Raw genomic sequence first — 17,744 nt, 5'->3', positions numbered from 1 at the left:
GACCGGGCATCTCCAAAAGTGCTTCATTATAAGGGTGGCCTCAACCACCGAAGATTTAGCACCTGATAAAACAGACATAGTCTCTCCTTTGCAGTTCTGCACATCGTTTCGTTCATCAGTCATTGGAAACGATGGCAGGACCGTGAGAGCCGGCATGTCCGCCGCTGGCCTCTTTGATGACGTGCCGAAGTTCCACTTGCACTCTCACATGCGCCGGGACAGCAGTGTCGCGAGACAATAGATAGCCACAGAATTATATTTGGCTTCTCGTTAATTTTGTTTCTAATTAGACACCTTTTTATTTTATAGTTAACAAATCCATAATATACGATCATTCTCCATACTTTTCTGAATATTATAGTAAATATCTTCAATTATATTTTACTTGCAAAGATATTTGTTTGGATTCGATCGAATGAATCGGTCTCGCATCTTTCTCTGTTCTTCTGGGTCCTGCAGTCTCACGGCGCTGGACCTTAGATCGCATATGTTATTTGATGCACACTTCAAGTTGGGTCGGGGGAGATGGTGCAATCAATGGACACCGCCGATTTCTGAACGGCTTGCGGCTTGAAACTCGTCGTCAAGCCGGCGTTCTGCAAGCGCAGGAGCTGGACAATCGATAGGATCGCGCCTGGCGACAGTCTGAGTATTTCTGATCGGGCTATCGAGCTTGATCCAGACTTTCCTGGAGGCCTCAATGAAGCCGAACGCGGGCAGGTGAGCTTTCGCCTGTTTTCAGCCGATCAGCCGATCAGCCGATGGCCTTGCATCAACGCTCGGTAGGGGGCAGTGATGAAACCGGGGCAGGGGACGAGGTTGCCCCTTTGCCGCCGCCACCATTGCCCGATTTCTTCTCAATGCCCGCCGACAGCGCGGTAGAAAAGCCGACCACCACAGCCGGCCGCATTGACCGCTGGCAGCGTAAGCTGCTTGATCTTTCGCTGAGAAACCGGCTGTTGAACTTCAAGGACAGCAAGCAGGTAATCCCGTTTGTCTGTCCCGGCATTTCCTTTCTCGAAGACCGGCTAGCCAATCAGGCGCGCGTTCGCATCATCTCGCTGCCGGAGCAGAACCCGATTGGCGACCGGGATGAAAAGCTGCATCTCCAGGCAACAGGGAAAGACCTCAACACCGAATTTGCGCTGGCCGCTACCGCAGTTCGAGGCCCCTCTTCCGACAGATGATAGCGGGGCCGATGTTCCGCTGGTTCTTGAAATGGTGCGCCGCGCGGTGCGCGAGATTCCCGGGTAAGCGAGGCCAAACATTGGCTTCACGCGCCGGTGGCTTGTGGTTCGGATCGATGCCGAATTTGAGGCCTTTCCTGATGACTGCAAGGCCGTCGACATGGCGCAGGACGATGTCGAGTAGCTCTTTCAGAGCTCTGCCATCATTGCCGGGCATCATCATGTAAAACGTTGCAAGTGCGCTTGATGAGCCGAGCACTGGAACCCTGCTTGTATCCCGAGCTTGCTGCAGCGTCTTGTCGACAGCTGCGCTGGCAAGAGCCTCAAGATCCGGTTTGATGGTGTCGAGATCGAGGGTAGGGCGGTTGGCCGCTGTGGGTGTGTCATTCTGGGTTGTCTTTGTCATTGGGAAAATCCCCTGGTCTTGGGCAACCCGCGCACAGCTTTCCCGCGTCCCGCTCCGAACGCCGCCGAAACTGGGAAGCGTCATGGTTCAAGGACCGGTGCGCTCCGCTCACGTTCCGGGATTGCGACTGACAGGCTCACGCATCTTCAACGCGTCGACACGTCACAGCCAGCCCGAGACAGTTGCCTGATTCAACGGATGAATGTGGAATGATTTCCGCGATTAGGCACGGGGCGAGGGGCGAGGGGCCAGCAAGCATGCCTCATCCGGCATTGCGGCCAGACATGACAGGTCACGGTCACATCACCGCTAACGACGCCTTCGCGGAAATTCGGGATGTTCCCCAATGCGGGCTCCTGCAAAGCGTGAAGAACACTTCCAGACAAAATGAACCGATTACGTTTAACAAACAATTTTATTCATTTGCACTTATCGGTTTTACAGACCGAAACCCTCTCGAGAGACGAGATTTCGCGTCTTTTGCTTCAGTACGAAACGTTCAGTGATGAAAATGATCCCGTAGTCGGCATGCCGGATATCATGCGTGCGCGCGATTACCATCAACAGCATGAATCTATTCCGACCAAATGATTCACCAATATCATTGGACGCCGGAGCTTGAAGTTCCGAAACTGTCGTCATGATCGCACAGCACTATCACATCTATATCGAACGCACTGAACCGGACAAAAACATGGCCCGCTTTTATGCCATGGAGATTTCGGACACGCTCTTCGGGGAAGCATGTCTGACCCGGACCTGGGGCAGGATTGGCAGGCGAGGGCAGAGCAAGATGCACCTGTTCGAAAACGAACAAAAAGCCGTCGAACTGTTCCTGGATCTCATGCGCCAGAAACGAAACCGTGGTTACAAGCCGATGCCGCCGCAGTATAAACCCGCATGAAACGATGGAAACCATCAAGAAGGCGGCAGGTTGAGTGAGCCGCCCTATTGCAGCGCCTAATTCTGTGAAAGTCTGCGCGTTGGCAGGCAATTCGTCCACTTGGGCGCCCCAGGAAACTCTACCCGGAACAGTGCTGTCCCGCCGAAGAATGTATCCTCTTGCTTTTGTTGTTCTTGCAAATCAGTTAGATCGCCAAGGCTACTTGCGCCGAATGAACATGGTTTTGCCGCTCTTTTGGCGGAAACTGTTTCTGCTTTGCGCCCCCTGGTCGATCGTACAGAATGCCGCCGCCCACGCTTGAAAGCGGACACCGCCTGCCATGACCAGTTTTCCGGATGTCGGGACGAAAGATCTGGCGTTGTAGGGAAGCCATCCGCCTCAGTCATAACTTCGACAGTGCCTTCCGTGCGGCCAGCGCGTGGTCGAGGAAGGTTTCCAGCCTGTCGGAGCTATCCGCATCGGTGCGGAGCCTTATACGCAGCCTGTCTTGTCCTGCGATCAGGATCGGGAATTCCTTTTCGTCGCGATGCGTCCTGAGCCAGCTTGCGAGCAAAGGCGCGTAGGCGGCGCCGATTCGGTCAACTTGCGCATCCGGCGTGGCGAAGACAGTCGCACCGGGAATTCCGGCATTCTCGATCAGTTGCAGGTCGCCGGCGATTTCGGCAGCATCGCCGAGCATGGTGGACAAAAGCATCCGGCCGAGCTTGCCTTCAAACTGGCCGAACATCATCGCTGCTGCCTTCGCTTCCTTTTCCGGGATGGCCGGGCCGATGACCACCATGCCGTCGAACGGACTTGCGCCCGGATCGACAAATTCGGTCTTGCGGACAAACCCACCCCTGCCGATGTTCTGATAGCGCGTCACCTCGCAAAACCAGCCGGAACCGTCGGTCGGCCGGACCTCGATGCGATAGCCTCGTCCGCTTTCACCGATGCCTTCGCCGATACCGGCAACGCCCGCCATCTTGCTCTTGATCGCCCAGCCTCGCCTGCCAGCCAGACGCTGAAGCGCTTCGGTATCGATCTTGCTGGGCCGACCGACGAAGAAATAAAGCCCCGCCATCACAGCGAGGATCAGGGCCAGGATGGCAAATGCCGCGATCATCCCCAGGGGTGCGAACGTCGCATCAACCGCATCACCGATCGTCTCCATTCAACCGTCTCCTTGATTCTGGCAAGGCTGCACGTCCACCTAACGCCCAACGCCACCCTTCCGTTGAAACACACTCATGCCCTTGTGATCGTGATTCGGGAGGGCTCGTCGGTTCCGTGCCGGCGCAGCCAGCGCCATCGCCGCCAACCGAGGAACGCCGGAAGCAGCGAAAGTGGCACGAAGGCCAGCGCAATCCAGCCGAACACACGCGCCGTCGCGACCGCCCGGGCCAGATAGCCGGCGCGGAAATCCTCAAGGCTGCCATAGGCGATCACCCGCGTCGCGTTCAGGGCATTGCTTTGTTTGCCGCTGCCCAAGGCGCGCAATTCACCGGGATCGGCCCATATGACGACGGGGTCACCCTGGCGCAGGCAATGCTGGAACACATAGGGACCGCAATCCGGCCAGTTTGTCGTCTGCGTTCTTCTGGCAACGCCCTGAACCGAAACCGCCGCGCCGTCCGCCATTGTCATGACATAGGAGGAAGGAAGCAGACTGGCGAAATCGGCGGAGAAGCCGAGCGGGCGCGCGGCGTTGTAATAGGCGAGATAGTCCCCGCCTTCTGTCGCATTGCGCTTTTCCGGTTCGCCGATGCGGCCGACGGCGAAGATCCCGTTGTAGCGCTTGCCCCAGCTGAGCTCCCACAGCGAGGCGAGCTCCGCGCCGGTCGTCGCGACGGCGTTTTTCGGCAGGGCATTGAGATCGACAGCCTTGAGCCAGGCGCCAAGGCTGCACACCGCAAGGCCGAAGGACAAGGCGCAGGAGAGAAGAAGAACGGGCAGCGCCTCGTATTTGGCCTTCGTGCGCGGGAAGGCAATGCGAACGAACAACCAGACCAGCAGCCAGACAAAGGCCGCGCCGATAGCCAGGGCCATGAACTCCTCGAAGATCTGGGTGTTCACGGATGGCGAGGTCAGAAAGACCATGACAAGGGCGATGGCGGAGAGCGCAACAACGGTGGGCGGCCGCCACAGGCTCTCCCTGTAGTCCCACAGGAGGAAAGCCGCCAAAGCAACGATGGTGGCGACGAGAATAAGCCGCAGATGGTCGCTGCCGGCGCGGCCATTCAGCCAAGCCAGCATGCCGAAGATCAGCAGTCCAATACCGAGATTGGCGAAATCGCGCATTTTCGTCCTCACCAGCCGATCTCCTGGCGCGTGACGATGACCGCGTAACCGGTGGCCACCGTTGCAACGATCTTCCAGACGTCGAAGGTGCCGGTCAGGCCTTGCACCATGGTGAAATAGGTCAGCGTGACATGGGCGCGCTGCGTGCGGACCGCTGGCGGCCGGACCGCCGCCGGCGTCTCGAAACCGGAGCCGCGCATCACATCCCCGTCGAACAGGAACTCCGCCCGGTCCGTGCGGTTGAGGCAAAAACTCACCCGCTTGACGATGTCGTCGATCGGCATCCGGTTTGGCGGGTCGAGAAAGTTCATTGCCTCCATCAGCGCCGACAGGCCGCCCGGATGGCCGATGCCGCCCTTGAAGCCACCGAAGGCGATCTGTGTGCCCGGACCCGCCCCGGCAAAGCCGTTGACGAGCGCCGTCAGCTTTGCGTCAACGGCGGTCCACGCATAGAGCGGCCCGGTCTTCAGCGCGGCGTGATAGCCGGCGTCCTCCAGCCCGGACGGCGGATGGACTTCGAAGCTTGATGGCGCAAGGCCGAGCGAAACCTGAATGTTGTGCGCGAAGATTTCGCGGGCGATGTCCTCGCTGCGCTTGCCGCCGGATGTCTGCGCCATCGCATGCCCGCCCCAGAGGACCGCACAGCCGAGCCCGGCGATCATCTCGCGCCGGCGCATCAGCGCTTCAGCTCGTACATTTCGGACCTGCCCTCGACCGGCGCGAAAATGATGCGCAGATGGTTGGGTCCGATCGCCTCCATGAAACCCAGACTGTCCCGGCTCCTGTCGATCCCGTCGCTTGCGCCTTCGGCATGAGGATCGTCGACCTCGAAGCCGCTGTAGTTGCGAGCCTCCTCGCCGGTCGTGTAGCTGCCGCCCAAAAACAGGAAGGCCTCTTCGGAATAGTCACCCAGGATCAGGCCGATACGCTTCTGCGAGCCTTTGTTCTTGTCGAGCACCAGCCCGGCCGGCCCCTCTCTGCGTATTTCGCAGGGAAAATAGTCGTAGACATTCGCGCCGAACTCGTGGACCTGAAGGCTGCGGACCTGCCATTTGCCTTCCAGGCCGAGACGGTCCGGCAAAGGCTGAACCGGCGCGTTGAACAGAGCCCAGATCTCCTTGGCGGCGCCGCCGCGATCCAGATGCAAGGCGATCAGCCCACTGAGCTCGGCGCCTGCATCGCTGACCGCCTCGACATGCTCCGGCCACATCGAATCCTCCGCGCCAGCCGCCAGCGCCGGCGATGCCCACAGCATGGCCGGAACGAGCAGGGCAGCGAGCGCATGGCGGGCAGGAGAGGGGAGCTTCTGGATCATGGTGATTCCTCGAAAGAGCACCGGAAAATGGCCGTCCGCTTGCTCATTGCAGGAGGCTTTCGGTGAAGCGTGGCCTGTTTTGCGGCGTAAGGGTGAAATTCGCGTGATAAACGCCGACGAAGCCCGTGCCGCCGCCGCGTTCCACGAACCAGGCAACATGGATCGTGCCATCTTCATTCTGCTTGACCACAGGCTCGGCCACCCGCGACTGAACAGGATGCCATGTGATCAGCCGATTGCCGGGATCCGGCTGGTAGAGCCACATCAGCCGCCGCACGACCGCCTCGGCGGGTACGGGTGAGTGTGCGGTGCCGGCGGCTTCGAGCAGATCGCGGATCGCTCCAGAATGTCGCGCCACGATGGCGCGCCCGTCAGCGGTCGCGAAGCCGCGCGGCCCCGGGTCCATGCCGGGCCAGTCGGCGCGAAAGGCGAAGAAGGGCGGCGTTTCCAGCTCGTCATACGGATTGTCGGGCAGGCCGGAATATTGCGGCTGGACCACTGTCTTGTCCTGCGCCGTCGGATATGCGGCGGCAACCGTCCGCGCGAATGCGGCGCGGGCCTGTTCGAACGCATCGGATGCCTGCGCCGTGGCAATGCCCCAGAACAACGGCAGAATGAGCGTGGAACCAAAGTACTTCATTGTGTGTGTATTGCCCGCAAGCCTCACTGTTGCCCTCCGCGCCAGCGACAAACGCTCCCTACGTCAGATGGGTTTTTACTTTCGTCTCCTGCATTTTGCTCACCACACGACTGTTCCCCAATAGGCCGAATGGCCTATGGTGAGGCAACACCACATCCGGGACGCGATGGATGAACCTTTCCAGCAGTGAACTGACGCGGCTGAACGAAGCGATACTTTCGCTCTACACCCCGTTCGGCCTGAGCGAATTGCCCGACCGTTTTCTCAGAGCGACCCGTCTGGCGATGGCCGGAGACCTCACCCATATCAGCCTGACAAGCCCCGCGAACGGCACCGTCGATGCCATGCTCGACCAGCCGGCGCATGCGGCTTTGGCCGCCCTCTCGGCCCATCGCGAAGACCTGCTTGCCATGCCGGGTTTCAGTGACGGAAGCTTCTATCTGCGCGCCGATGGCGGGCCTGTATCCTATCTCGACTTCATGGATCACAAGCGACTGGAATCAACCGCATTATGGGAGTTTCTGTGCCGGCCACTGGGCATCGCCTGGGACCTAAGCGTGAACTTTCACCGGACCGACAGCCTGTTTTTCACGATCAGCACCAGCCGCGGCGGCAGCCAATATGGAGATACAGAGCGCACCATGCTGGCCCTGCTCCAGCCGCATCTCAGGCAACGCTTCGCTCTTGCGGTCATGGCCGAGCCGGATCATCCGCTTCTTCATATGGATTCGAGCAGCATTGCGGAAGCTGCCGGGCATATTGTCTGCGATGCCGACGGACACATTCTTTTTGCGCCCGATGCGACGCTGGAGAGCCTGCAGCGAGCGGGTATCCAGCACGGAAACAAACTGCCGGACGAATGGCTGCGCTGGATCAACGGTGGATCGGCAAAAACCGATCCCGTCCGTGTTCCGCCCAGCCTTTCGGTTCGAACGAAGGGAGGGGAGCAGCTATCGCTGCATCACCTTCATGCCCGCGCGGAAGGCGAACACCATCTGCTTGTGGAACTGCCCGCCAGTGTCAGCCGCCCGCTCTCCCGCCGCGAGGAGGATGTCGCGCATTGGCTGGCGCAGGGCAAGACGAACCGCGAGATCGCCGGCATCCTCGAGGTAAGCCCGTCAACCGTCAAGCATCATGTCGCGAGCATTCTCGACAAGCTGATGGTGGAGAACCGCACAACGGCGGCTGTGCGGCTGAGGTCAAGGAGACACTGACACGGCAACGGCGCCGCGGTTCGAACAGGCAGTTGACGGACTGCCGACAGTGCGGAACCTCGCACCAGAGTCTTGCCGCTTAGCGCACCTGTATCCGATGCAGCTGTCGGCGCACCTGACGCTCACTCAGGTCAAGCACATGCGACGCCGACACCAAGGTCATCCGGCCGGCAATCACCTTTGACAAAATCTCGATCCGCTGCAGATGGTATTCTGCTTATCGCCATCAATCCCATCTGCAATCTCCCGCACGTCACTCAGACCCGGGGAGGGTGACCTTCCTGCTTTGCAGAAACAGGACACGGCCACAGCCGGTCAGAACCCTACCAGCACCATGTCCAGTGCGGCAATAATCTCATTGTCCTGCCCTATCAGGCTGGTGACCGGGTTGCGCAACAGCGCACGGGGGACCGCCGCCATGAACTGGGTGACCATAACATACTGCTCGTCCCCAATGTTGAACACCGGATTGAGGCGCTGGGCCGGAACCGGAGCTTGCGCCAGAGGCAGAAGCGGCGCCACGACCCGCGTATTCAGCTCGCTCAGAATATCTGCCTGAACATCGAGAACATAGCCGGCGCCGCCGGGGTTGGCGTAAACATCGAAACGCGCCATCAGAACTGCCTGTATTTCTCCAAAGGCAAGCCGTGCGTCTCCACCCACTCGTTCGAGCTGGCCAGAGCGGCGACATTTTCGCGCTGCCAGGCTTGCGCCTTCGCCTCAGCTACGGCACGCCGCAAACCTGCTTCTGCCGCTTGCGACAGGTTCACCCCGAACGATCTGGCCTCCGTCAGCAGGGACGGGTCCAGTGTCAGGTTTGTGGGCTTTCTCGGGGCCGTCTGGTTTTGCATGGTCTCACCTCACTTAGTGCGCATTATATATGCACATACACCGTGGAACAAGTCGCCACTTGAGCGGGTTATGGCGGCAGCGGCGGGCGATACCACGGTAAAGCTTTGTGCTTATAAGGGCTCTTCCTCACTTTATGTGAAGCGGCGGTAGCATTCGTACCCTGAGCAGTTCAGGACCTGCCCGACCGTACATTGCGCGCTTGAGGGTCTTGAGGCGGTTGATCTGGCCTTCGGCCTGTCCATTGCTCCACGGCAGCTCGATGGCATTATTGACGGCATTGATGTCTCTGCGCAGGACGCGAGCAAACCGCATGATCGGAATGCGTTCGGTGTCGACCGCATCGTCGATCCACAATCCAGTGGTGCGGATTTCTTGCCGCGAAGAATGCCGCTGAAGCGCATCGCCAGGCGTCGCATCTCGGTGAACGCATCAGATCCCTGCTTTAGGGCATCGACCTTCCTTGTCTGTCGCTCCGTCAACAGGCTTCGCGGTTTGATGCACAGCGCCGCGGCAACTTCCTAAGGCGGAGAACTTAGGTCGTTGGCCATGTGGCGGCCCGGTCGACCGGGAGAGAGCGTATATCGGCGATCTAGACAGGTGGGGATTGAACGTCTGGCTGGCTTCCGGCGGGAGGTCAGGATCTCGCACGAAGGCGTCGGAAGCAATCAAATCTATGAAATAATATAATAAATCTGGTTTTCTGTTCTCTCTTTACTGCTTCTCATACCCGTTCCTTGACCGGGTGGCTGTCTCCGGAAATCTGGCAGACGGAAAGCAAATCCCGATTGACAGCGATAAAATTGTATACGAGATTTGATTTGCGTATGCGATATTAGGCTTTTGCATGGAGGCTGGCGAATTGAAGAACAACACGTTGCGGCAGAAGATTTCCAATCTGATCGTCTCGGGAGAATTGCGCCCCGGTGATCGCCTGGATGAGCAGAGCCTTGCCGAACGTTTTGGCGTCTCGCGCACCCCTATTCGCGAAGCGATCCTTCAACTGTCGTCATCGGGTCTGCTGGAAATGCGTCCCCGGCGGTCGACGATTGTCCGGCGCTTCAATGCCGCCGCCCTGCGCGAGGCGTTCGAAGCGCTTGGAGAGATCGAAGGTCTCTGCGCTTCATACGCGGCATTGCGAATGAGTGAGGCGGACCGTTTGAGGCTGGAGGATGTGCTCCTGGCCTCCGAGGTCGCCTGCCGTGATGGAGACCGCACAGCTGCATTCGAACTTGACGCCGAGTTCCACGAGATCCTGCACGAAGGCGCGCGAAACCATGTGCTGCAGGCGACTGCGGAGAGCATGCGTCTGCGCGTTACACCTTATTCCGCAGCTCCCCTCCTGGCCGAAGATTTCCATGCCGATCTGTCCGTCCCGCATCTCGAGCACTCGGCGATCGGCAAGGCGGTGCTTGAAAGGGACAGCGACGCCGCGCGGAAGCTGATGATCAAGCATGTGAGCAACAACTTCCTTTTCATTCAGAACCTTTTGAACAATGACGGCGAGATCGAGCAGCGCTCCGCCAGCAGAGCGAAGGCCTGACATGCACACCTACAACGGACCAGGACGCTCGGCTGCCTACGCCAGCACCGCAATGTGCGCCACTTCACATCCACTCGGTGCCCTGACCGCGAACCGCGTTCTGCAAGACGGTGGCAATGCAGTTGATGCAGCGGTCGCCGGCGCTGTGGTGCTCGGCTTCTGCGAGCCGGCAATGACCGGCCTCGGCGGTGATGTCTTCGCGATGATCCATGATCCTGCAACGGATATCATCACCGGGCTCAACGGGTCCGGGCGGGCGCCCGCCGCTCTCGACGCCGCCCGCTTGAGGGCCGAAGGCCACGCAACCATCCCGCTGAACTCGGTCCATGCCGTTACCATACCTGGGGCTGTAGATGCCTTTGACAGGCTTGTCCGGGACCATGGCCGGTTCAGCCTGTCAGATGTGCTGCAGCCGGCGATCCGTCACGCCCGCAGCGGCGTTCCGGTGCACAGGCGAACTGCAATCGACTGGCGTACATTCGCAGACAGGTTGCAAGGCGATGGGCGTCGTCACTTTCTCAAGGACGGCGGTGCTTACGAGGAAGGAAGCCTGTTTGCATCCGAGGCCCAGGCACAGGCATTGGAGCTCATAGCCCGGGAAGGCGCCGATGCGTTCTACCGGGGCGCCATCATGGATGACATGCTGGAAACCCTGCGGGAAGCGGGGGGCGTGCACACGGCCGAAGACTTCGACAAAACGGCTGCAAGCCCAGCCACGCCGATCAGCCGCACCTATCGTGGCCATGAGATGATCGAGCTGCCGCCCAACGGACAAGGCGCAACCGCGTTGATGATTGCCGGTATTCTCGAGCGTTTCGACATCGGCACGCTGGATCCGGCAAGTCCGGAGCGCCTGCATCTTGAAGCAGAAGCCACACGGCTCGCCTATGCTGCACGCAATCGCCTGATGGGAGACCCGGGGGAGGGCGAGCTCGATCTGGCTGAAATGCTCTCGGACCGGTCGCTCGACGCACTGGCAAATTCCATTGATCCCATGCGCGCCGGGCACCAACGCGAGCCACGCACCGAAGCCCTGCACCGGGATACGGTCTACATCACGGTCGTCGATGGCGACGGGCTTGCGGTATCGCTGATCTATTCGACATTCTGGCCGTTCGGATCGGGACTGGCATCAAAGCGTTTCGGCATCAGCCTGCAAAATCGCGGCGCCGGATTTTCCCTGGAAGAGGGGCACGTCAACGCATTGCGGGGCGGCAAGCGGCCGCTTCATACGCTGATACCGGGCTTCCTGCGCAAGGCTGGCGAATACGTCATGCCGTTCGGCGTCATGGGCGGCGCCTATCAGGCTGCGGGGCATGCCCACTTCGTTTCCAACCTCGTGGACTACGGCATGGATCCGCAAGCAGCGATCGACGACCCGCGCAGCTTTTTCGACATCAGCACGGGGGTGCTCGAAATTGAGAAGAACGTTCCCGAACAGACCGCGGCCCGGTTGGCTGAAATGGGTCACACCATAACGCGCGCGGCGATCGGGATGGGCGGGGCACAGGCCATCCGGCGCGACTGGCGGACCGGCATACTTTGTGGCGGCACGGACCCGCGCAAAGACGGCGTCGCGCTCGGATACTGACGAGGCGGCGGTATTCACCGCCGGCTCTAACACTGAAGAAGACGGCGCAAAGCCGCAGTGCAAGGGAAACAAAAGACAAAGCCGCGAGATCAGAGGAGTGACCGCGCATGGCAGAAACCGACAGTCAGGAGAAGGTGCGTCCACCTCTCCTGAGCAGGATGACCGGTCTGTTTGACTGGATTGCCGGCCTGATGGTCATCGGGTTGATGGTCTGGCAGCTTGTCGTGGTGCTGCTGCGCTATGTCTTTTCGCTGGGCGCACCATGGGCGAGCGACCTGCTCACCTATTTCTTTTTCTTCGTCGTGATCTTGCCGCTGGTCGGCGTAGTGGTCGGCAATGCGAGCGTGCGGGTTGATGTGGCAAGCCGCGCCTTCGGCCCGGCGATGGTAGCCCTGGTCGACCGTCTTGCGCTGCTGCTGTTTGCGTTTGCCATTGGCTGGGCCGCCTGGTCCTCATTGCCGTCAACGCTCAATTCCTGGCAACTGCTCGAGAGATCCCCCAATGTTGGCGGGCTGCCGGGATACTTCATCCTGAAGAGCTTCGTGACCGGGACTTTCACCGCGCTTTCGGTGACTGCCTTTGTCATGGCGCTGAAGAGCCGGCCTTACGGCGAAGGAGGCGGAGTTTGAACGCCCTGCTTCTCCTTCTTCTGCTGTTCCTCCTGTTCGGCGGCATCCTGTCCGGCGCTCCGGTGTCGTTCGTGCTGATTTCCGTTCCGGTCATTGTCGCCTTCTTCGGCGCGGCCATCGGCCATTTCGATGTTACCTTTCTCAGCGCCTTTCCGGCGCGCGCGTTTGGCGTGCTCGCCAACCCGATCTTCCTGGCTGTTCCGCTCTTCGTGCTGATGGGCGGCCTGCTGGAGCGATCCGACATTGCGCGCCGCATGATGATGACGGCCGGCGCGCTCTTTGGAAACAGCCGCGGCGGCATCGCCTACGCCGTCGTCATCGTCGGAGCGCTTCTCGCCGCTTCGACCGGCATCATCGGGGCGACGATCTTCATGCTCGGCATGATCGCAATGCCTGCCATGATCAACGCCGGCTATTCCAAAAGCCTTGGCGCCGGCGTGATCTGCGCGGCGGGATCGCTCGGGCAAATCATCCCGCCATCAGTGCTGCTGATCCTCCTGACGGACCAGATATCGTCCGCGTACCAGTCCGGCCGCAGGGCGGCCGGCGAATGGGCCGCTCTGCCCGTGTCTGTTGGCGACCTGTTTGCCGGAGCGCTTTTGCCCGGACTGCTGCTCGTTGTGTTCTATCTGGCCTACATCTTCTTCATGGCCAGCTACCGGCCGCAAAGTTGCCCACCCGTGGCGATGCGTGACGAGGACGGCAAGGCTGTCCGGCCTGGACTGCGCGAAATCCTGCAGTCGCTGCTGCTGCCGCTGATGCTGATCCTCATCGTTCTTGGCTCCATCCTGGGCGGCGTTGCGACAGCGACCGAAAGCGCTGCCCTCGGCGCTGCCGGGGCCCTGGTGATTGCGGTTCTCGACCGGCCGGGAATCGGCTCGTGGCAAAAGGCCGCGATGATTGCCGTGTTGCCGGGAGCAGCACTCCTGGTTCTGGTGAAGCTGGCCGGCGGCGCCCAGGCGGGCACGATACAGACCGTGGTCGCGCTGGCCGCTCTCGTGGTCGTCGCGGCCGGATCGGGCATTGCTTTGCTGCATGAACTGCGGAGCGGCAACCTGATGCCGGTTGCCACGGAGACCGCGCGCATGGTGGCGATGCTGACCCTGATCGTTTTCGGCGCAAGCATGCTGTCGCTGGTCTTCCACGGCCTGCACGGCGACAAGATGGTGCAGGATTTCCTGCAAGAGGTCCCGGGCGGTCCCTACATGGCGGTGCTGGTGGTCATGCTGATCATCTTCGTGCTCGGCTTCATCATCGAATATGTGGAGATCATCTTCATTGTCGTTCCGATTGCCGGCCCCCCGCTGATGCAGGCCGGAGTCGACCCCGTCTGGTTCGCGATCCTGATCAGCATGAACCTGCAAATGAGCTTTCTCACTCCGCCCTTCGGTTATGCACTCTTCTACTTCCGCCGCGTGGCGCCGGCGGAAGTGCGCACAGCCGATATCTATGCCGGAATCGTCCCGTTCATCCTGCTGCAAATGCTGGCGCTCGCAACAGTCGCCGTCATTCCCGAACTGGCGACCTGGCTTCCAAGCGTCATCTACAAATAGAAAAACCAGAGGAGAATGAGACAATGAAAAGAAGAGCCCTTTTAGGCGGCGCAGCCGCAGCCCCTCTCGTCCTCGGCGCGCCGCTGGTTGCCCGCGCTCAGGCCCAACATGACTGGAAACTGGTGACATCCGTTCCCAAGGGCCTGCCGGGACTGGGCGTTTCCGCACAGCGCTGGGCAGACCGCATCACCGCCATGTCCGGCGGGGCGATCAAGGTAACGCTGTTCGGCGTCGGCGAACTGGTGCCGCCCTTCGGCACCCAGGAAGCCGTGGAAAGCGGGACGGCGCAAGCCTATCACGGTTCCGGTTCGTGGTTCTCAGGGCGCGACATCGCGCACGCCTTCTTCACAGCCGCGCCGTTCGGCCTGACTTTCGACGAAATGCATGCGTGGATGTATTATGGCGGCGGCCAGGAACTGCTCAACGAATTCACCAATCGCCGCAACCTGCAGATCTTCATCGGCGGCGGTTCGGGTGTGCAAACGGCCGGATGGTTCAAGAAGGAAATCAAGTCGCTTGACGACCTCAAGGGGTTGAACTTCCGCTCGACCGGGCTCCAGGCCGAGGTACAGCGAAAACTCGGCATGAACCCGACGTCGGTTCCTCCGGGGGAAATCTTCGCAGCGCTTCAATCCGGCACGCTCGACGGCGCCGAATGGGTCGGTCCGGCCAACGACCTGGCCTTCGGTTTCCAGAACGTCGCAAAATACATGTACGCCCCGACATTCTCCGATGTTTACGGCGGCATCGAGTTTGGCGTGAACCTGCAGGCATGGGAAGCGCTGAGCGACGAACAGCGCATGATCGTCGAGGTGGCAAGCGAAGCCGAGGCGAACCGTTCCTCCGCCGACACCTTCCATTCCAATCTGCTCGCGTTCGAGAAATTCAAGGCGATGGACGGGTTGACCATCGGCACGTTGCCCGATGACGTGTGGGAGGCTCTGCGCAACACCTCCAGGGAAGTCGTCGAGCAGGTCGCCGAAACCAGCGAATTCCATGGCCGCTTTGTCAAGGGCTATTACGACTATGTGGAGAAGTCGACGAAGTACAAGCATTCGTACGATACCGACTTCCTCGCCAGGCGTGAGAAGTATTTTAGCTGATAATACAGAGACGGCGCCCGAGCGGGCGCCGTCTCCTTCCAAAGGATGTTGCACCAATGTTGCCGGGACACTCGATGAATAACATCGAGTGGCATCCTCCCCCATTGATGGATCAGGCTATATGATTACGGATCTGCCTAACCTTATCGAACTTGGTCTTTTGCTGCTGGCCGTTGGGGCGCTTGCCGGCCTGCTGGCGGGATTGCTTGGCGTCGGCGGCGGGATCGTTCTGGTTCCCGCTCTGAGCTTCACCTTCACGGCGCTTGGCTATGCAAGTTCGGGTCTCATGCAGATCTGTATCGCCACCTCGCTTGCGAGTATCGTCTTCACGTCGATGCGTTCCGTGGCCGCGCACCATAAAAAAGGTGCGGTGGACTGGGGCATCCTCAAGAGTTGGGCTCCCGGGATAGTCGTCGGCGCGATTGTTGGCGTCCTGACGGCGGCCAGCCTTTCCTCCACTGTGCTGCAGGGGATTTTCGGTGGCCTGGCTCTCATTGTCGGGGCCTATTTGCTGTTTGGCCGGATTGAATGGAGGCTGAAGGACGATATGCCCGTCGGCCTGATGCGCACTGCCGATTCAACTCTTATCGGCTTCATGTCCGTGTTGATGGGGATCGGCGGGGGCTCGTTTGGGGTGCCGTTCATGACACTCCATGGCGTCGCAATACACCGCGCGGTGGCCACGGCAGCAGGCTTCGGCCTGCTGATCGCGCTCCCCTCGATGATCGGTTTTCTGTTCGTACCGGTGGAAGTCCACCCGCCTTTTACCATCGGTGCAGTGAACCTTCCGGCGTTGCTGATCATCATCTCGATGACGCTTCTGACCGCTCCACTCGGTGCACGGCTTGCGCATGTGACAGATGCCAAGCGGCTCAAGCGGATTTTCGGTGCGTTTCTGATCCTCGTCGCCGCCAACATGATCCGGAAGTCGATCGGGTGGTAGCCATCACAGCTCATTCTTCAATTCGGAGTGCCAATCCATGAGCGAGAAAATCGTGCAGGACTACACAGGTCCTGAACTTTGCAAGCTGCAGGCCCATGAAGTGGTAGACCTGCTCAGGCGCAGAGAGGTTTCCCCGAAAGACCTGCTCGAAGCGTCGCGCCAGCGCCACAGCGAAACCGATGCGGCAATCAACGCGATGCCGACGGTCTGCTTCGAACGGGCGGAAGAAGCGATCCGGCACCTGCCGGAGAGCGCCTTTGCCGGGCGAGGGGCGCTGCACGGGTTGCCGGTCGGGATCAAGGACCTGAGCGCGGTCAAGGGCGTTCGCACGACCTGGGGAACACCTGCTCTGGCCGATTTCGTTCCGGACAAGAGCGATCTGCTGGTCGAACTGATCGAGGCCCGCGGCGGACTGGTGGTGGGAAAGACCAACACGCCCGAGTTCGGAGCCGGCGGCAATACATTCAATGCGGTCTACGGTCCGACCCGCAATCCGTGGGATACGCGGCTGACACCTGCCGGGTCCTCGGGCGGCGCCGCCGCTCAGCTCATTACCGGCCAGACCTGGTTGAGCCATGGTTCCGACCATGGCGGCAGCCTGCGGACTCCGGCGTCCTTTTGTGGCGTTGTGGGCCTGAGGCCCAGTCCGGGACGTGTTGCGGGCGGTCCGGCAATTGCCGGATTCATCACCGAAGGCGCGCAGGGTCCAATGGCGCGTTCCGTCAAGGATTGTGCCCTGTTTCTGGACACAATGAGTGGCTTTGATCCGCACTATCCGATCTCCTATCCGGCGGATCCGAAGCCCTATGCCGATTTCGTTGAAAGGGCCACGCCACAGGGTCTCCGTATCGCCTATACACCGGATATGAATGGCCAATGCGAGGTGGATCCGGAGGTCCGGGCGCATATCGAAGCCGCACTCGTCGAAATGGAGAAGGCGGGGGCCGCGGTTGTCGAGGCGGGTGTCAAGCTCGACGGTCTCAAAAGAGCCTATCATGTGCAGCGGGGCCTGCTGTGGGCAACGTTGATGCGCGACATCGATCCGGAAATCCGTGCCGGCTTCAAGGAGACGCTGGAAAACAATGTCCGCTTCGGGCTGGCGCTGACAATGGACGACATTGTCGACAGCCAGCTTGTCCGCTCCCGCATCTATGACGAGATGCTTCACCTGTTCGAGAGCTGTGATGTTCTCGCCAGTCCCGTCGTGGGGTGTATGCCTCACCCGGTCGAAACCGAATGGGTGCGAGAGATCGGTGGCAAGCCCTTGAACCATTACATGGACTGGCTGAGTTTCGCGTTCCTCGCAACCGCCGTCGGGCTGCCGGCAATTTCTGTTCCGGTCGGCCTCGGACCGCGCGGCCTCCCTGTCGGTCTGCAACTGGTCGGCGCTCCGCGGAGCGAAGGGGCTCTCCTGGCGGCAGCCCGGGCCGTCGAGTTGGTTTTTGCCGGGCCTTTGCCGGTCATTGACCCCAAATGTTCATGACACGGTCGTCTTGGCCGGAGGCGGACTGCTGATCAGCTGCCGGGATTCTTCAATTCGTAACTGGAATCTTACTCTTGCGGTCCAAAATCTGATCTCACGTCAAG

18 protein-coding genes and 2 pseudogenes are annotated in these 17,744 nt (G+C 60.3%); 10 read left to right on the top strand and 10 right to left on the bottom strand.

Going from position 1 to position 17,744, the window contains the following annotated elements:
• The first annotated feature begins 767 nt into the window (after positions 1-767).
• A complete protein-coding gene (locus O4H62_RS21850) occupies positions 768-1,187 on the top strand; it encodes a DUF4011 domain-containing protein (protein ID WP_331284480.1) in 420 nt (139 codons plus the stop codon).
• Here O4H62_RS21850 and O4H62_RS21845 read toward each other — a convergent pair.
• Entirely contained in the window at positions 1,153-1,593 is a 441-nt protein-coding gene (locus O4H62_RS21845; protein WP_269390984.1) for a hypothetical protein, read from the bottom strand. The two genes, O4H62_RS21850 and O4H62_RS21845, sit on opposite strands and share 35 nt — an antisense overlap.
• A 640-nt stretch (positions 1,594-2,233) precedes the next feature.
• Between O4H62_RS21845 and O4H62_RS21840 the strand changes: the two genes are divergently transcribed.
• Entirely contained in the window at positions 2,234-2,497 is a 264-nt protein-coding gene (locus tag O4H62_RS21840; RefSeq protein WP_269390983.1) for a WGR domain-containing protein, read from the top strand.
• Positions 2,498-2,879: 382 nt separating this feature from the next.
• On the opposite strand, the gene O4H62_RS21835 is transcribed toward O4H62_RS21840, so the two are convergent.
• The 5 genes from O4H62_RS21835 to O4H62_RS21815 all read right to left on the bottom strand — a co-directional run bounded on the left by O4H62_RS21835 (position 2,880) and on the right by O4H62_RS21815 (position 6,732).
• Positions 2,880-3,650: a hypothetical protein gene (locus tag O4H62_RS21835; protein WP_269390982.1), complete on the bottom strand. Its 771-nt coding sequence runs from the start codon at positions 3,648-3,650 to the stop codon at positions 2,880-2,882.
• 74 nt (positions 3,651-3,724) lie between these two features.
• On the bottom strand, positions 3,725-4,789 hold the full coding sequence (locus tag O4H62_RS21830) for a hypothetical protein (protein WP_269390981.1): 1,065 nt from the start codon (positions 4,787-4,789) through the stop codon (positions 3,725-3,727).
• Complete coding sequence (locus O4H62_RS21825) at positions 4,786-5,454, bottom strand: hypothetical protein (RefSeq protein WP_269390980.1); 669 nt, start codon at positions 5,452-5,454, stop codon at positions 4,786-4,788. Before O4H62_RS21825 ends, O4H62_RS21830 begins: the two co-directional genes overlap by 4 nt.
• Positions 5,454-6,092, bottom strand: coding sequence for a DUF4893 domain-containing protein (locus O4H62_RS21820; protein WP_269390979.1), 639 nt, complete (start codon positions 6,090-6,092; stop codon positions 5,454-5,456). The genes O4H62_RS21825 and O4H62_RS21820 overlap by 1 nt, the downstream gene beginning before the upstream one ends.
• A 43-nt stretch (positions 6,093-6,135) precedes the next feature.
• Complete coding sequence (locus O4H62_RS21815; RefSeq protein ID WP_269390978.1) at positions 6,136-6,732, bottom strand: hypothetical protein; 597 nt, start codon at positions 6,730-6,732, stop codon at positions 6,136-6,138.
• A gap of 170 nt (positions 6,733-6,902) precedes the next feature.
• Here O4H62_RS21815 and O4H62_RS21810 point away from each other — a divergent pair, with 170 nt between their 5' ends.
• The gene (locus O4H62_RS21810; protein ID WP_269390977.1) at positions 6,903-7,946 is read left to right on the top strand and encodes a helix-turn-helix transcriptional regulator; all 1,044 of its coding nucleotides are present in this window, start codon (positions 6,903-6,905) and stop codon (positions 7,944-7,946) included.
• A gap of 88 nt (positions 7,947-8,034) precedes the next feature.
• On the opposite strand, the pseudogene O4H62_RS21805 reads toward O4H62_RS21810, so the two are convergent.
• From O4H62_RS21805 to O4H62_RS21790, 4 genes and pseudogenes are all read right to left on the bottom strand, one after another.
• Positions 8,035-8,182 (bottom strand): annotated as a pseudogene (locus O4H62_RS21805) (ISNCY family transposase); the annotation flags it as partial.
• 79 nt (positions 8,183-8,261) lie between these two features.
• A complete protein-coding gene (locus O4H62_RS21800; RefSeq protein ID WP_269390976.1) occupies positions 8,262-8,561 on the bottom strand; it encodes a CcdB family protein in 300 nt (99 codons plus the stop codon).
• On the bottom strand, positions 8,561-8,797 hold the full coding sequence (locus O4H62_RS21795) for a type II toxin-antitoxin system CcdA family antitoxin (protein WP_269390975.1): 237 nt from the start codon (positions 8,795-8,797) through the stop codon (positions 8,561-8,563). The genes O4H62_RS21800 and O4H62_RS21795 overlap by 1 nt, the downstream gene beginning before the upstream one ends.
• Positions 8,798-8,924: 127 nt before the next feature.
• Positions 8,925-9,313, bottom strand: a pseudogene (locus tag O4H62_RS21790) (transposase); the annotation flags it as partial.
• Between the two features lie 344 nt (positions 9,314-9,657).
• Here O4H62_RS21790 and O4H62_RS21785 point away from each other — a divergent pair.
• From O4H62_RS21785 to O4H62_RS21755, 7 genes are all read left to right on the top strand, one after another.
• Entirely contained in the window at positions 9,658-10,338 is a 681-nt protein-coding gene (locus O4H62_RS21785) for a GntR family transcriptional regulator (protein WP_269390974.1), read from the top strand.
• 1 nt (position 10,339) lies between these two features.
• Positions 10,340-11,929, top strand: coding sequence for a gamma-glutamyltransferase family protein (locus O4H62_RS21780; protein ID WP_269390973.1), 1,590 nt, complete (start codon positions 10,340-10,342; stop codon positions 11,927-11,929).
• A gap of 107 nt (positions 11,930-12,036) precedes the next feature.
• Positions 12,037-12,558, top strand: coding sequence for a TRAP transporter small permease subunit (locus O4H62_RS21775; RefSeq protein WP_269390972.1), 522 nt, complete (start codon positions 12,037-12,039; stop codon positions 12,556-12,558).
• Positions 12,555-14,111, top strand: coding sequence for a TRAP transporter large permease (locus O4H62_RS21770; RefSeq protein WP_269390971.1), 1,557 nt, complete (start codon positions 12,555-12,557; stop codon positions 14,109-14,111). Before O4H62_RS21775 ends, O4H62_RS21770 begins: the two co-directional genes overlap by 4 nt.
• A gap of 23 nt (positions 14,112-14,134) precedes the next feature.
• Complete coding sequence (locus O4H62_RS21765; RefSeq protein ID WP_269390970.1) at positions 14,135-15,214, top strand: TRAP transporter substrate-binding protein; 1,080 nt, start codon at positions 14,135-14,137, stop codon at positions 15,212-15,214.
• A gap of 121 nt (positions 15,215-15,335) precedes the next feature.
• The gene (locus O4H62_RS21760) at positions 15,336-16,157 is read left to right on the top strand and encodes a sulfite exporter TauE/SafE family protein (protein WP_269390969.1); all 822 of its coding nucleotides are present in this window, start codon (positions 15,336-15,338) and stop codon (positions 16,155-16,157) included.
• Between the two features lie 37 nt (positions 16,158-16,194).
• Entirely contained in the window at positions 16,195-17,640 is a 1,446-nt protein-coding gene (locus O4H62_RS21755; protein WP_269390968.1) for an amidase, read from the top strand.
• Positions 17,641-17,744: the final 104 nt, after the last annotated feature.

The sequence above is a fragment of the Parahoeflea alexandrii genome (assembly GCF_027214025.1).
GTDB classification, from domain to species: Bacteria; Pseudomonadota; Alphaproteobacteria; order Rhizobiales; family Rhizobiaceae; genus Hoeflea; species Hoeflea alexandrii_A.
This window is presented reverse-complemented; position numbering and strand designations above follow the sequence as displayed.